The sequence below is a fragment of the Pedobacter sp. GW821-FHT01D05 genome, from assembly GCF_059422505.1.
On record NZ_JBWKXA010000005.1, the window covers coordinates 159514 to 174189 of the forward strand.

Here is a 14676-nt window from a genome sequence, read left to right on the forward strand (position 1 = left end):
ATGAAAAACCCGATAGCAGATTTAAATAAAATATTCGATAGCCGGATCAGGTTAGGCGTAATGTCTATCCTGGTGGTAAACGATGAAGTTGGCTTTAACGACCTGAAACAGATGCTCGAATTAACAGATGGAAACCTGGCCTCACACCTGAATACATTAGAGCAGGCAGAATTTATCAAGGTACACAAAGGTTTTATCGGCAGAAAAACCAGTACCACCTACGCCATTACGCCTTTGGGCAAACAGGCCTTTAAAGCACATTTAGATGCACTTGAAAAAATGATCAAAAAACTATAGATCATTTTTTTTGATTATATACTTTGAAATTCAAAGCACTTTTAAAAAATATAAACTTAAAATTTATAAACCATTATCATATCATGATGAAAAATAGATCCAACCTCTTATCACTCTCTGTTCTGCTGGGTGGCCTACTGTTTACTTTTCTCTTTTGGAAGGAAAGATTAGCGCTCAATTTGCTCATCTACAGCATTTACTTATTGGCTACTACCTTTATTAACCCAGATGTAGTTAAAAGTGCCAAACTAAAAATTTACGGTTTAGCACATCTTTTAGCAGCAGTGCTGGTAGTGGTTAACAACTCTGATTTATCTGTTGCCACCTATTACATCAGTTTGCTATTATTTATCGGTTTTAGTCATAACCAGCAGATCAGAACAATTTTTACTGCTTTTCTTGCCAGTATTTTACAAATGATTACGGTTCCTTTTAATGCGGTGCAAAATTTGAGTAAAATAAGCATAGGCAATTTTAACCTGAAACCTGTTTTCAAATTAATTAAGTACATTTTTATTCCTGTTATTGCCGTAATCTTTTTTGCATGTTTATATTCTGCAGCCAATGATGTTTTTGCACATTATGCCGAAAGTGTATTAACTCATATTGGTCAGTTTTTTGAAGATATCCTCCATTTCTTTTTCAAAGATTTAAGTATCGAACGCATCATACATTTCTGCTTTGGATTAGCCTTAACCGGAGGTTTATTACTCGCTTTTTTTGATAAAAGTTTAGAAAAAGCAGAACTGAAATGCAAGGAACAATTAGTAAGGATTAGGAGGAAATTAGGTCAAAAAACGATTTGGTACCACATTGTAGAAACATTTAGCGGCAACCTCTTAACAAGGAAAATGGCTTTAAAAACCGAATATATTATTGGGGTAATTTCCTTTGTTGCCCTTAACCTCTTATTGCTGTTATTAAATGTGATCGATATTACCACGCTTTGGTTTGGCTATAAACCTTCGGGAAATTTCTCTGGAGCGCTACACCAGGGCACCAATACATTGATCTTTAGTATTGTAATGGCCATGGCTGTAATCCTTTACTTTTTTAGGGGGAATCTAAATTTTTACCGTAAAAGCAAAACGTTAAGGGCACTTGCCTTTACCTGGATGATTCAAAATTTTATCCTGATCATCTCGGTATTGATCCGCGATGGTTATTATATCGAATTTCATGGTTTAACACATAAAAGAATCGGTGTATTGGTATTTGCCATTCTCTGTATCATTGGTTTGGCCACTGTTTATTTAAAGGTAGCTAAGCAGAAAACCATATTTTACCTATTTAAAGTAAACGGAAACATCTGGTTTGCCTTACTACTTGCTTTTAGCACCATTAATTGGGATGTTTTCATCGTTAAATACAATATAAAGCATGTAGATGCTGTTGCTATCGATCCTTATTATTTAATTTCTCTATCCGAAAAAACGCTTCCTTTCTTAGATAAAAACCGGTCAAAAATCCATCCTACTACCAATAACGATTCAGAGATTGCCAAAGTAGATCAGTCTGAAGAAGCGCTAATGAGAAAATTAGACCAACGGATTGGCTATTTTAAAGAACGTTACGAGAAATCGGGCTGGTCATCGTGGAATTTACAAGATTGGAATGCGGCAGAATATTTTGGTGTAAGTAAAAAATAATAGCGTCAGAAATCATGAAAGCAAAAGCATTTCTTATCATTTTGATCGTTGGACTGTTCGGCTGGAATTATCTCTATCAATTGAGTTCTAGCAAAACACTAAGCCATTGCATAATCGATCAGATTGTTTCAGCACAAAGTATTGATTTCACCAAGATTGAAAATTTAGATCTAGATCATATACTGATTGTTGCCCCCTATATTGAGATAAGTAAGCTTAAATGCAAGTTAAAAATAGATTTAAGAAACATTCGAAACAACGGCATAAGATATCTTGATCATTTCAATTTAGTTGTTTTAATAAAAAATGGCCAATCTCTTTCAATAGCAGAATTAAGTAGAAAACGGCAATTTTAAGGAGACACAAATACTTATTCCAATTGCACGGGCAAATCAAGAAAGTTAAAGCCGTTTTGCAAATCATTTTATAATTAACCGCTCAACCCTTAGCTCCCTGATGCGAAGTGCATCAGGGCAACTAAAAAATTATTTAATTATCCATTTAAAACGTATATTAAAATATAAAATCATGAAAAATCAAGAAACATTAAATTCAGGCAAATTAAGAATTACCATCATTTTAAGCGTAATAGCATCAATATTAGCTATTCCTTTAATAGCCATGCAGTTTACTAATGAAGTGGACTGGACACTATCCGATTTTATAATTGCTGGCATATTATTAACAAGTACAGGTTTAGCTATTGAACTTGTAATCAGAAACTTAAAAACAGGCACCCTGAGAACAATAATACTCGTTGTTATTTTACTGGCCTTATTCCTTATCTGGGCAGAATTAGCTGTTGGTATATTCGGAACACCTTTTGCAGGAAGTTAACGGACACTATTAACCGTTTTGTTCACACAGATTTAAGATAATTAGCGCAGCTGAAATATTTTTTTTTGCATTTGACAGGAACTAACTTTGTTTTTAAGCCTGATAGCAGCGGTAAGCCCGGAGCGTAGTGAGGACTTATAGCGGAAAGCAGGGCCGCCAGCCGCCACGGAGAACCTGGCCTTCACTTTCAAATAAAAAATCTCTGCACATATCTGCGAAATCAGCGGACACCATAAAACAGTGCCCATTAAAGGCACTAATTTCCCGATTAACATAAAACGTTCATTTTCTGAAAAAATCGGCGATTGCTATTTGTTTAAAGGGTTTGAAATTGTAGCTTTGGGCAAATTTTGTAGCAAATGAACCCGATGCGATTAAAATAATATTTTAATTGTAATAGGCTCCATCTGACAGATAAAGACAAAAATATAAACAGATGAATATTCACGAATACCAGGGTAAACAAATATTAAAAAGTTTCGGTGTTAACGTTCAAGAAGGAATAGTTGCCGATACTCCTGAGCAAGCTGTTGAGGCTGCTAAGCAACTGAAAATAGATTACAATTCTGACTGGGTTGTAATTAAAGCGCAAATCCACGCTGGTGGTCGCGGTAAAGGTGGTGGCGTTAAACTAGCCAAAAACCTGGAAGAAGTTAAACAACGTGCAACCGATATTATTGGTATGCAATTGGTTACTCCTCAAACCGGCCCTGAAGGTAAATTGGTGAATAAGATTTTGGTAGCTCAGGATGTTTATTATCCAGGTGCTTCTGAAACCAAAGAATTCTACATCTCTGTATTGTTAGACCGTGCAAAAGGCCGTAATATTATCATGTACAGTACCGAAGGCGGTATGGATATCGAAGAAGTTGCAGAGCACACGCCACACTTAATTTTCAAAGAAGAAATCGATCCTAAAGTTGGTTTGCAAGGTTTCCAGGCACGTAAAATTGCTTTCAACTTAGGTGTAAGCGGTAATGCTTTTAAAGAGATGGTTAAGTTTGTAACTGCTTTATACAAAGCTTACGAAGCAACCGATTCTTCAATGTTCGAAATCAACCCGGTATTAAAAACTTCTGATGATAAAGTAATTGCAGTTGATGCTAAAGTAAATCTGGATGAAAACGGTTTATTCCGTCACCCTGATTATGCAGCAATGCGCGATGTTACGGAAGAAGATCCGATGGAAGTTGAAGCAAGTGCATCTAACCTAAATTTCGTTAACCTCGATGGTAACGTAGGTTGTATGGTTAACGGTGCTGGTTTAGCTATGGCTACCATGGATATTATTAAACTGGCCGGTGGTGAGCCTGCTAACTTCTTAGACGTTGGCGGAACTGCTAATGCACAAACCGTTAAAGCGGCTTTCAACATCATTTTGAAAGACCCTAACGTTAAAGCAATTTTGATCAACATTTTTGGTGGTATTGTACGTTGCGACCGTGTTGCCCAAGGTGTAATTGATGCTTATAAAGAAATCGGTAACATTCCAGTGCCAATTATCTGCCGCTTACAAGGTACCAACGCAGAAGAGGCTAAAAAATTAATTGATGAGTCTGGCCTTCAGGTTTACTCAGCAATCGCTTTAAAAGAAGCAGCTGATTTAGTAACTAAAGTATTGGCTGAACAAGCGTAATAAGCTTAAAGCATTTAATCATATTGTACAAACCTTTCAGTGAAAACTGGAAGGTTTTTTTTATTCCCCTCTTTTAGAGGCGTGTCCGCAGCACGGGGTGTTTCTTTAAACTATTATTACAGCAGCCCTCTATTTTTAACATTGTTACCTGGTGTTATTTTGAAAATGAGGGGTTCAATTCTTTTCGGTTACGAAAGCCATGCTATCAAACAGTCTTTTTGTGATTGTCAGTCTGAGCGGAGTCGAAGGCCTGGCAACAAAAAGTATTTCCGTTCGATCAGGTTTATTTAACATGAGTCCGTCGTACTTCGGAAGTTAATCTGCGCGGAATTCCAAAATATCTCCGGGCTGGCAATCCAGCACGCCACAAATCGCCTCCAGTGTTTCAAAGCGGATTGCTTTGGCCTTACCTGTTTTAAGTATCGACAAATTAGACATCGTAATCCCCACCCGCTCACTTAATTCAGTTAACGACATTTTACGCCTGGCAAGCATTACATCTAAGTTGATTATTATGGGCATTTTGAATCGCTAAAGTTAGGAATGTTTCGGTTAACCTAAATGGTTAAATCGTTTTCTGCTTTAAGCTTTCTGGAATAAGAAAGCAACTCATAAATCACACTGAGTATTGCTATGAGCGATAATATATTAAGATTAAAAGATCCATCAGCTGGATAATAATATTTAAATGCATTATGAGTTAAATTCCCTATATACTCATCAATCAAAAACTTAGTTAAAAATTTCAAAGAAAGAAACAGAATTCCACCGGCAGCCACAAGCTGCCATAGTCTGTTCTCAGTTAAATTTTCGACTGATTTAGGCTTAACATATGCAACAACAATAATAGCGGCTCCTAAAATCAGATAAAAAACTACATTTGGCCCAATATTATCAATCCCTCTTTCTGATAAAATAATAGCTTCCATTAAAGTAGGCTTAAATTCGTATACACCTAAGTGACTGTTGATAAATTTAGCGTCATTAACTATTTTCACCTCTTGTCTTACATCGTTCTCAATCAAACTAATCGAAAGTAATCCGTTATTAAAATTACTAACGGCCGAAATTATGTGGTTGGCAACAGATATTATCGCTATAAAAACCAAGCTAAAACCAGCGTACTTAAAAACGCTTAAAATTTTGTTCATACTATATCGTTAAATCGTTTTCTTGTTGAATTTCTATCCCTCTGTTTACAACCTGTACAATTATAAAAAGCACAATAGCCATAAAAAACCACACATCAGCTCCATCCATATTTAACGATTGGAGATTAGCGGCCATAACGCCATGTTCTGTAAGCCAAACCGTATACTTATAGCCTAAACGGGCAAAAAAACCTATTCCAAGCGCTAAAAAAACCTGTATCAAAATAAAATGCTTCAATTCTATACTGAAAGGCTGAGAAATACTGAGTTTTTTATCAATAAACAGTTTCACAATTAGATAGAACATGATTGTTTTTAACACAGCAACAATAATCATAAGGAGTGTAATGACCAGGAAATACCCCTGATCAAATTCGTAAACACTTGACAAATAATCTGCTCCGTTCCAAAAGTTCCTCACACCCTGCGGGTTTATAAACGTTGTAATAATTGTATTAACAATTACCCCACCGGCTTCGACACATAGCCCCATAAAAATTATCCAGGAAAGTACCTGTAATACTTTCAAAATCTGATTGGTTGTTATTTTAATTTCCATAATTACATACCAGTTTAAAATGTAATACCTGAGATTTAATTTACTGTTTAAATATGTAAGCCGATTTCTTGTTTTGATTTTTATACATGCAACCTGACAAAAATTACATAGTCGAAAACACCTAATAAGAATGGCTTTTGTTTTTTACTTTAAATAGTTGAAAAATTAAGAAACGTCATATTTATTCAATCATTTATCGTACAAACATAAATAATAAATTATTATAATTCAAAATATATTTATCGATTTACAATAAATAATATTCGAAAAACAATCATAATGCAGTTATTCAGACATACAATGGCAGAATTTTGTTTGGAATGATTTTTGCTGTAAGTAAAACTGTAAAAAACTTGTGCAAACAGTAACATTTTCAGCATTTTATCCTTTCGGATTGCTATACAATTTCGTAACTTTGCACACTCAATAATTAAAGAGCACACAATTCGTATAAATGAGACAACTCAAGATAACGCAATCCATTACCAACCGTGAAAGTCAGTCATTAGATAAATACCTACACGAAATTGGCAAAGTAGATTTAATAACAGCAGAAGAGGAAGTAATTTTAGCAAGGAAGATTCGTGAGGGCGATCAGGCTGCATTAGAGCGATTGACTAAGACCAACTTGCGTTTCGTTGTATCTGTTGCAAAACAATATCAAAATCAGGGCTTAACCTTAGGCGATTTAATCAATGAAGGTAACCTGGGTTTAATTAAAGCGGCAAAACGTTTTGATGAGACCAAAGGTTTCAAATTTATTTCTTATGCCGTTTGGTGGATTCGTCAATCTATTCTGCAGGCCATTGCCGAGCAAAGCCGTATTGTACGTTTACCTTTAAACCAGGTAGGCTCGTTAAGCAAAATCAGTAAAGCTTTCTCTAAATTAGAGCAAGAATACGAACGTGAGCCTTCTCCTGAAGAACTTGCCGATATTTTAGAAACAACAGTGGATAAAATTTCGGACACACTTAGTAATTCGGGCCGCCACGTATCAATGGATGCTCCTTTTGTTCAAGGTGAAGAAAATACATTATTAGATGTATTGGAAAACCACGAACCAAATACAGATAGCTCATTGATTAATGAATCTTTATCAGAAGAAATTAAACGTTCTTTATCTACGTTAACCGAAAGAGAAAGAGAAATTATCGTTTTGTTCTTCGGCTTAGGTTCTAACCACCCCCTTTCTCTGGAAGAAATTGGCGAGAAATTTAATTTAACCCGTGAACGTGTTCGTCAGATTAAGGATAAAGCCTTACAGCGTTTACGTCATACATCAAGAAGTAAAATCTTAAAATCTTATTTAGGATAGGAGATTTGAATTCATATAAACAAAAAAAGATCGGCTATTGGCCGATCTTTTTTTGTTTATACTATTTATGCTAATTGAGCTTATTAAGGATCCTGAAACAAGTTCAGGATGACGAAACATCGTTAAAATAATTCTTCTCTGCGTCATGCTGAATTTATTTCTGCATCTATCTTAAAAAGTACCTCAAACTAAAGATTCTGACCACGAAGTAGCTATTAGGCCTTTAAAACAATAATAACGACTAATAAAACAAGTTCAGGATCTTGTTATCGCAGGTTAAAACAACAAATGTTTCACCGTCAATCCGTTATTAATTAACTGTTTCAACGAATCAATACCAATTCTTAAATGCGTTTCTACATATTTTTCGGTTACGCTGCTATCGCTTTCTGCCGTTTTAACACCTTCAGGAATCATCGGCTGATCGGAAACTAACAACAATGCGCCAGCTGGAATTTTGTTTGCAAAGGCCGTAGTAAAAATTGTAGCAGTTTCCATATCTACAGCCATTGCCCTTAAAGTTTTCAAATACTTTTTAAACTCTTTGTCGTGCTCCCAAACCCTGCGGTTGGTGGTATAACAGGTTCCGGTCCAATAATCTCTGCCATGATCGCGTATCGTTGTCGAAATCGCTTTTTGTAAGGCGAAAGCTGGCAAGGCAGGTACTTCTGCCGGAAGGTAATCATTTGAAGTACCTTCTCCCCTGATTGCAGCAATGGGTAAAATTAAATCGCCCAACTGGTTTTTTTTCTTCAAACCACCACATTTACCTAAAAATAAAACGGCTTTAGGCTTAATGGCGGTTAATAAGTCCATCATTGTTGCTGCTAATGGGCTCCCCATGCCAAAGTTGATAATGGTAATGCCATTTGCCGTAACGCTTTGCATAGGTTTATCTAACCCCATAACCGGTGCATTATCGTTCCATTCGGAAAACATGGTTACATATTTACTGAAGTTTGTTAACAGAATATAATCGCCAAATTGATCTAAGGGCCTGCCGGTATAACGTGGCAGCCAATTTTTAACAATTTCATCTTTCGATTTTAATCCTGATTTAACGGGAGTTTCTACCTCTTTTACTTTTTTCGATTTCTCTACTATTTCATCGTCTTTTTTTACGTCTTTTTCTTCGTTCATATTCTTTAGTTTTGAGCATAGCGCCTGGCGCTTAGCGTTAACAATATTGTATTAAAAAAAAATCCCCCCGCTTTCGCGAGAGGATTGAATTTTTAAGCGGCCTGTAACTTTTTAAAGTCGGCCTTTTCAAATTTCTCTATCGCGTAATCGAGACTGATGTGCAGTTCCTTGACATCCGTCTGCGTTGGTGTATCGAACATCGCATCCAACATAATCGCTTCACAGATCGATCTTAAACCACGTGCGCCCAGTTTATATTCCATTGCTTTATCTACAATAAAATTTAAAACATCTTCATCAAAAACAAGCTTTACGTCTTCGTAGGCAAAAAGCTTCACATATTGCTTGATCAATGAGTTTTTAGGTGCGGTTAAAATGTTTCTTAAAGATTCTTTATCCAATGGGTTTAAGTGAGAAAGAACCGGTATACGACCAATTAATTCTGGAATTAATCCAAAAGATTTCAAATCCTGAGGTGTAATATACTTATAAAGATTTTTAAGATCTAAAACTGTCTCATCTTTCTTTACTTTATAACCTACAGCCTGCGTACGTAAACGGTTGGCTATTTTACGTTCAATACCATCAAATGCCCCACCACAGATAAATAGAATATTATTCGTGTTTACCGGGATCATTTTCTGATCTGGGTGCTTACGTCCGCCCTGAGGTGGAACGTTTACAACTGTACCCTCTAAAATTTTCAATAAAGCCTGCTGAACACCTTCTCCCGATACATCACGTGTAATGGAAGGGTTATCACTTTTACGCGCTACTTTATCTACCTCATCAATGTAAACGATACCGCGTTCGGCAGCCGTTACATCATAATCAGCAGCCTGGAGCAAGCGCGTTAAAATACTTTCAACATCTTCACCTACATAACCTGCTTCTGTTAAAACAGTTGCATCGCAGATACAGAATGGCACATGCAAAATTTTAGCAATGGTTTTGGCCAAAAGTGTTTTACCGGTACCGGTTTCGCCCACTAACATGATATTTGATTTTTCGATCTCAATCTCGTCTTTATCAACCTTTTGATTTAAACGTTTGTAGTGATTGTAAACGGCAACGGATAATACCTTTTTAGCATCATCCTGACCAATAACATACTGATCAAGATGCTGTTTAATTTCAAGAGGCTTTAATAAGTTTATCGCCTCTTGAATATTTTTTGTCCCTTTGGTCCCTAATTCTTGCGCAAGCAATTGATTGGCCTGGGTTACACATTTATCGCAGATAAACGCATCCATACCTTCAATCAACATTAACGTTTCATGCTTGCCAGAATGGCAGAATGAACAACGGGATTCTTTATTTTGTTTCGCCATCTTTTTTTGCGTTTCTCGATAACACTTCATCAACCATACCAAATCCTTTTGCCTCGTCAGCTGTCATCCAGTAATCGCGATCTGAAGCTTTCTCTACCCAATCATATGTTTGCCCAGAGTGCTCTGAAATAATATCGTATAATTCTTTTTTCAATTTCAACATCTCTCTCAAGTTGATCTCCATATCAGATGCTACACCTTGTGCGCCTCCCGAAGGTTGGTGAATCATTACTCTTGAGTGAGGTAATGCAGCACGTTTTCCTTTTGCGCCTGCTACCAATAAAACTGCCCCCATTGATGCGGCCATACCTGTACAAATTGTAGCTACATCTGGTTGTATATATTGCATGGTATCATAAATACCTAAACCTGCATAAACTGAGCCACCTGGCGAGTTAATGTAGATCTGAATATCTCTATCAGCATCTGTTGATTGCAAAAACAACAACTGAGCCTGAATAATATTGGCATTCTGATCGTAAATCGCATCACCTAAAAAGATAATACGGTCCATCATTAACCTCGAGAAAACATCCATTTGTGCTACATTCAACTGGCGTTCTTCAATAATATACGGTGTCATGCTCTTAGGGTTCAGATTAGCCTGAGCAATAAATTTATCTACATGTAAACCGCCAATCCCCTGATGTTTAACGGCAAATTTTCTGAATTCTTGTGAATCTATGTTCATTGTATGAGTTTTTTAGCAGAGGGCATAGAGTTTTAATTTCCTGTTCCCCATAGTTTCGTGAATAATAAAAAACCAAAATATAAATAATATTTCAATTATGTACTGGTTTAGACAAAGAGTATACCACATCAAAATCCATGACAATATAGCACGCTTGTTATTTCAAACTTTTAGAGAAGCTAGAAATCATCCTTGCTAAAATATCTAAATCTTCTAATAAATCTGCCAAATCCTTGTCAGAAATCAGTAGCCTTAAATTCAAAACCAAAAGGATATTAGCATTCTCAAAAACAGATCGATGCGCAAAGTTCAAAAACCTCCTAAAATCAGGTGTAGAATTAGATCCCGAACCTTCTGCAATATTATTAGATACGCTAAGAGCAGCTCCGCGAAGCTGCTCTGCAAATCTATACTTTTTTATTTCTTCTAATTTCTCAGAAATGTCAATTAACTTATTACCTACAATTATAGCTCTCTGCCAAATTAGCAAGTCTTGAAATCTAAATTTTGCCATAAGACAAAATAAGATTTTATATTATGACATTAAAATCACGAGGCACTCTGCCCTATGCTTTTTTATCCAGCGCAATAAACTTATCGTAATCAATATCTTTTTGCTCTAAAGTAACAACAGATTTGATTTGTTCGAAAGTTTTTAATGCTTTTACTTCTTCGAAAACACGGTTTGCATTTTCTTTTTCCTGTAAAAACTGAACGGCATATTGAGCCAATTGATCCTCAGGAAGTGGGCTTGGGCTGTACATCCTAAACTGTGCATCTAATTTAGCCTTTGCTGCCTGAACTACATCCTCATATTTAATTTCGATACTGTTATCTTTAATGATTTTGTTTTCGATTAAAGTCCATTTAAGGTTTTTAGCGAAATCATCATAACCTTCTGCCAACTCTTCGTCGGTTAGTTTTTCGTTTGTAGCTTTTAACCAGCGACGTAAAAATTCATCAGGCAGTTCGAAGTTGTGTTTAGTTAAAAGTGCCTCATAAATATCATTTGATAATTTACGCTCAGCATCTTGTTTAAACATACCTTCTACTTCTTCAGTAATTTTTGCTCTGAAACCAGCTTCGTCAGTTACAGTACCTTCTCCAAATAATTTATCAAAAAACTCTTGGTTTAAATCTGACTCTTCTAAACGGTTAACGTTTTTAACATGAAGTTTAAAGTTTGCTTTTAACCCAGCAGCTTCTTCTTCCGAAATATTTAAAGCTTTTGCAATTACTGCAGCATCTTCTAATGCTTTTTGGATGTCGATGGTTACTTCATCATCTTTCTTTAAACCAATTAACGATTTAAGGATTTTTTTATCTTTAATCTGATCTAAACGAACAGTTGCTGTACTGGTAATACCGCCTTCAACAGCAGTGCCATCTGCAGCTACCTGAGTTAATTCGGTGTAAAGTACATCATCATCAGCAGAAACCTCAGGATTGGTCATTTTACCATAACTACGACGGATATTTTTGATACGGCTTTCTAAAGTTTCTTTATCAGCTTTAATTACGTATTCGGTAAATTTATCTTTAGATGAAAGATTTACATCAAAAGCAGGCGCTAAACCTAACTCATAATCAAACTCGAAATCATCTGTATTATCCCATTTAAATTCACGCTCATCATCCATTTTAGGAAGTGGTTGACCTAAAATTTCTAATTTTTGCTCGGCGATATAGTTAGATAAAGTATCGTTCAACAAGTTGTTAACCTCTTCTACCAAGATACTTTTGCCATACATCTTTTTAATATGGGCAGCAGGAACCATTCCTTTACGGAAACCAGGTAATTGTGCTTTTTTAGCTTGATCTTTAATGGCTTTCTCTACTTTTCCAGTGTAATCAGCAGGTGCGATTTTGATTTTTACAACAGCATTTAAGTTGCCGGTTTTTTCCTGTGTAATATTCATTTTTTCTGAGATATGAGTATTGAGATGTGCGATTAGATTTGAGTGTCGAGATATGAGATTTGAGACAAACAGCACATATCGCTTCAATTAAAACAGCACATCAATTTTTATTAATCAATGTTTTTAAAAACAAAACCGTTCCGATTTTTAAATCGGAACGGCCTTTATCTTGTTGTGCGGAAGAAGGGACTCGAACCCCCACGCCGTGAAGCGCCAGATCCTAAGTCTGGTGCGGCTACCAATTACGCCACTTCCGCAGTTAGGATGTTGTAAGGACTGCAAAGATAGAAACAAGATTGAATAATCAAAAGGCATCGGCAATATTTTATTGATTATTTCGATCAAAAACCGCTAACTCTTTAATTTTTAAGGAGAAAAATTTTAATAACAGGGCTATTAGAAGTTTTTTTGATGGTCTGTAGGGACACAAACCACGAAGACTTGTAACTTAAAGCAGGATTAACGAGTAATGAAACTTAGCCTTTGTTTTCAGCATAAATTAAGCATTTATTTTTTTGGAAAGCAAGCTCGGTAGCGTTTGGGCTAATGCAGCCCTGCTCTCCGTTCTTTCCGATGAAAAATCGGAACCACTGCGATCAGGTTTAGGTGGCAAGGATAGGTGAAGAATTAATGGTTAAAACACCAAACGTTCCTACGGAACGAAAACGCCAATTTTACAACTGGCTATCGTGGAATCGTCCCGCTGGGACGGCCAGGAAATCTTCTTTTAGCTATTTTTTGCAGTGTATAGAAAGAAAACCAATTAATTATATAATTGAATCTATAACAAATGCACCATCCGTGTTCGTCTGTGGTTAAAAATAGCTGAGCAGTAACACTAATTGCAAAATTAATTACCTATGCCATAAAAAAACCGTTCTGATATTAAATCGGAACGGTTGATCTTGTTGTGCGGAAGAAGGGACTCGAACCCCCACGCCGTGAAGCGCCAGATCCTAAGTCTGGTGCGGCTACCAATTACGCCACTTCCGCAGATAGGATGTTTTAAGGATTGCAAAGATAGAAACTAAATTGAATAATCAAATCTTTGCAATACTTTGTGAAGAAACAAAATTAAGCTCAATGGTCGTGCATACATCTTTGCAGTCCCCTAAACACTGTCCTTCATTGCCAGCCTGACTGGCAATCTTAATGCATTAGAAAGTTAATGAATTATGGGTGAAGCTTTAGGATTCCCGTTTTTTACCTGTCGTGTGGACACATGTTTTGATTTGGGTTTTTTATGCATTTTGCTAGCCAACGTTAATAAAGTTCAGGCTTTGCCGAAGAACGTCGTCAATCCCAAGTGGCAGAAAAATCAAAAAAACAGTTGCAGAATAGAAGAAATAGCACCACTAAACCTTAAATGCAGTGGTTTTGTGTTCAATAATCATGATTCCTAACTTTTAAAAAGGTATTGAACACAAAAGGAAGTGCCGCTGTTTTTTTGATGAGCCATGGGCAGTGGGAAGCCACCTTGCCGGATTGACAAAGCGCTTTGGGTACTTTGGCGCTCCAAAATGCGCCAGCATTCTTGAGCACAAATGAAAACAACTTGATCTGCGAAAAACTACCATGCCTCCGCGGCAAAGAGCGGCAAAAATCAATACTTGTGCGTAAACGGTAGTTCTTTTTGGACCAGAATGTTTTTAATAGCAAAAAAGATGCTGAAACAAGTTCAGCATGACGATCGCCTTAGACAAGGCAGCTAACAAATCCAGTCAAAGAAAAATGTGTCCACACGAGAGGTTTTCACGGGAATGACGCTATTGCCTTAACTAGAGTATCAAAATTTCACTAGTGTTACATCGATAAATTCAGGCCCGCCTTCTAATGGATAACCAGAAACCTTTTTTCCCTTTATGGTAACCTTCTTATCTAAATAGGTATCTAGATTTATGCTTGCACTTTTTAAGGCATAAGTTTTATTGTCGGCTTTTAATAAATGCGTACCGTATTGAAACGTAGTCATGCCTAATTTTTCAATTGTTCCACTTGCAGTAACTGTAGTGGAGTTTCCTCCGTTTTTCATTGAACTGCAACCAGAAATTACGGCTACGAATAGCGATAATATTAATATTTTTTTCATTGGTTTATGATTTGTTGTGATGTAATGGTATTATAACGGGATGTTTTAACGTTATGCTACAA

General features: G+C 36.3%; 15 protein-coding genes and 2 tRNA genes. 6 read left to right on the forward strand and 11 right to left on the reverse strand.

Going from position 1 to position 14676, the window contains the following annotated elements:
- From AC07VK_RS18170 to sucC, 5 genes are all read left to right on the forward strand, one after another.
- Window positions 1–297 (forward strand): winged helix-turn-helix domain-containing protein, encoded by a 297-nt coding sequence (locus tag AC07VK_RS18170; protein ID WP_492955111.1) that lies wholly within the window; start codon window positions 1–3, stop codon window positions 295–297.
- Between the two features lie 83 nt (window positions 298–380).
- Window positions 381–1946: a DUF4153 domain-containing protein gene (locus AC07VK_RS18175; protein ID WP_492962272.1), complete on the forward strand. Its 1566-nt coding sequence runs from the start codon at window positions 381–383 to the stop codon at window positions 1944–1946.
- A gap of 14 nt (window positions 1947–1960) precedes the next feature.
- Window positions 1961–2302 carry a hypothetical protein gene (locus tag AC07VK_RS18180; RefSeq protein WP_492962274.1) on the forward strand — a complete coding sequence of 114 codons (342 nt, stop codon included), beginning with the start codon at window positions 1961–1963 and terminating at the stop codon, window positions 2300–2302.
- A 172-nt stretch (window positions 2303–2474) separates the two neighbouring features.
- A complete protein-coding gene (locus AC07VK_RS18185; RefSeq protein WP_492962276.1) occupies window positions 2475–2783 on the forward strand; it encodes a hypothetical protein in 309 nt (102 codons plus the stop codon).
- A gap of 436 nt (window positions 2784–3219) precedes the next feature.
- Complete coding sequence (sucC, locus tag AC07VK_RS18190; protein ID WP_492962278.1) at window positions 3220–4419, forward strand: ADP-forming succinate--CoA ligase subunit beta; 1200 nt, start codon at window positions 3220–3222, stop codon at window positions 4417–4419.
- Window positions 4420–4734: 315 nt separating this feature from the next.
- Here sucC and AC07VK_RS18195 read toward each other — a convergent pair whose 3' ends face one another.
- Genes AC07VK_RS18195 through AC07VK_RS18205 form a run of 3 tightly spaced genes read right to left on the reverse strand, consistent with a single transcriptional unit; the run spans window position 4735 to window position 6129 of the window.
- Window positions 4735–4941, reverse strand: a complete 207-nt coding sequence (locus AC07VK_RS18195; RefSeq protein WP_492955106.1) for a helix-turn-helix domain-containing protein — start codon at window positions 4939–4941, stop codon at window positions 4735–4737.
- A 35-nt stretch (window positions 4942–4976) separates the two neighbouring features.
- Window positions 4977–5570 carry a hypothetical protein gene (locus AC07VK_RS18200; RefSeq protein WP_492955105.1) on the reverse strand — a complete coding sequence of 198 codons (594 nt, stop codon included), beginning with the start codon at window positions 5568–5570 and terminating at the stop codon, window positions 4977–4979.
- Window position 5571: 1 nt separating this feature from the next.
- Window positions 5572–6129, reverse strand: a complete 558-nt coding sequence (locus AC07VK_RS18205; RefSeq protein WP_492955104.1) for a hypothetical protein — start codon at window positions 6127–6129, stop codon at window positions 5572–5574.
- 454 nt (window positions 6130–6583) lie between these two features.
- Here AC07VK_RS18205 and AC07VK_RS18210 point away from each other — a divergent pair, with 454 nt between their 5' ends.
- On the forward strand, window positions 6584–7444 hold the full coding sequence (locus AC07VK_RS18210) for a sigma-70 family RNA polymerase sigma factor (RefSeq protein WP_010601359.1): 861 nt from the start codon (window positions 6584–6586) through the stop codon (window positions 7442–7444).
- A gap of 276 nt (window positions 7445–7720) precedes the next feature.
- On the opposite strand, the gene AC07VK_RS18215 is transcribed toward AC07VK_RS18210, so the two are convergent.
- The 8 genes from AC07VK_RS18215 to AC07VK_RS18250 all read right to left on the reverse strand — a co-directional run bounded on the left by AC07VK_RS18215 (window position 7721) and on the right by AC07VK_RS18250 (window position 14614).
- Window positions 7721–8584: an AMP nucleosidase gene (locus AC07VK_RS18215; RefSeq protein WP_492962280.1), complete on the reverse strand. Its 864-nt coding sequence runs from the start codon at window positions 8582–8584 to the stop codon at window positions 7721–7723.
- Between the two features lie 92 nt (window positions 8585–8676).
- Entirely contained in the window at window positions 8677–9915 is a 1239-nt protein-coding gene (gene clpX / locus AC07VK_RS18220) for an ATP-dependent Clp protease ATP-binding subunit ClpX (protein ID WP_492962282.1), read from the reverse strand.
- Window positions 9899–10606 carry an ATP-dependent Clp endopeptidase proteolytic subunit ClpP gene (gene clpP / locus AC07VK_RS18225; protein ID WP_057932889.1) on the reverse strand — a complete coding sequence of 236 codons (708 nt, stop codon included), beginning with the start codon at window positions 10604–10606 and terminating at the stop codon, window positions 9899–9901. Before clpP ends, clpX begins: the two co-directional genes overlap by 17 nt.
- 157 nt (window positions 10607–10763) lie before the next feature.
- The gene (locus tag AC07VK_RS18230; RefSeq protein WP_492962284.1) at window positions 10764–11120 is read right to left on the reverse strand and encodes a four helix bundle protein; all 357 of its coding nucleotides are present in this window, start codon (window positions 11118–11120) and stop codon (window positions 10764–10766) included.
- A gap of 52 nt (window positions 11121–11172) precedes the next feature.
- The gene (gene tig / locus AC07VK_RS18235) at window positions 11173–12525 is read right to left on the reverse strand and encodes a trigger factor (protein ID WP_492962286.1); all 1353 of its coding nucleotides are present in this window, start codon (window positions 12523–12525) and stop codon (window positions 11173–11175) included.
- Between the two features lie 175 nt (window positions 12526–12700).
- Window positions 12701–12782: transfer RNA gene (locus tag AC07VK_RS18240), tRNA-Leu, on the reverse strand.
- 654 nt (window positions 12783–13436) lie between these two features.
- Window positions 13437–13518: transfer RNA gene (locus AC07VK_RS18245), tRNA-Leu, on the reverse strand.
- A 793-nt stretch (window positions 13519–14311) separates the two neighbouring features.
- Window positions 14312–14614, reverse strand: a complete 303-nt coding sequence (locus AC07VK_RS18250) for a hypothetical protein (protein WP_492955101.1) — start codon at window positions 14612–14614, stop codon at window positions 14312–14314.
- Window positions 14615–14676: the final 62 nt, after the last annotated feature.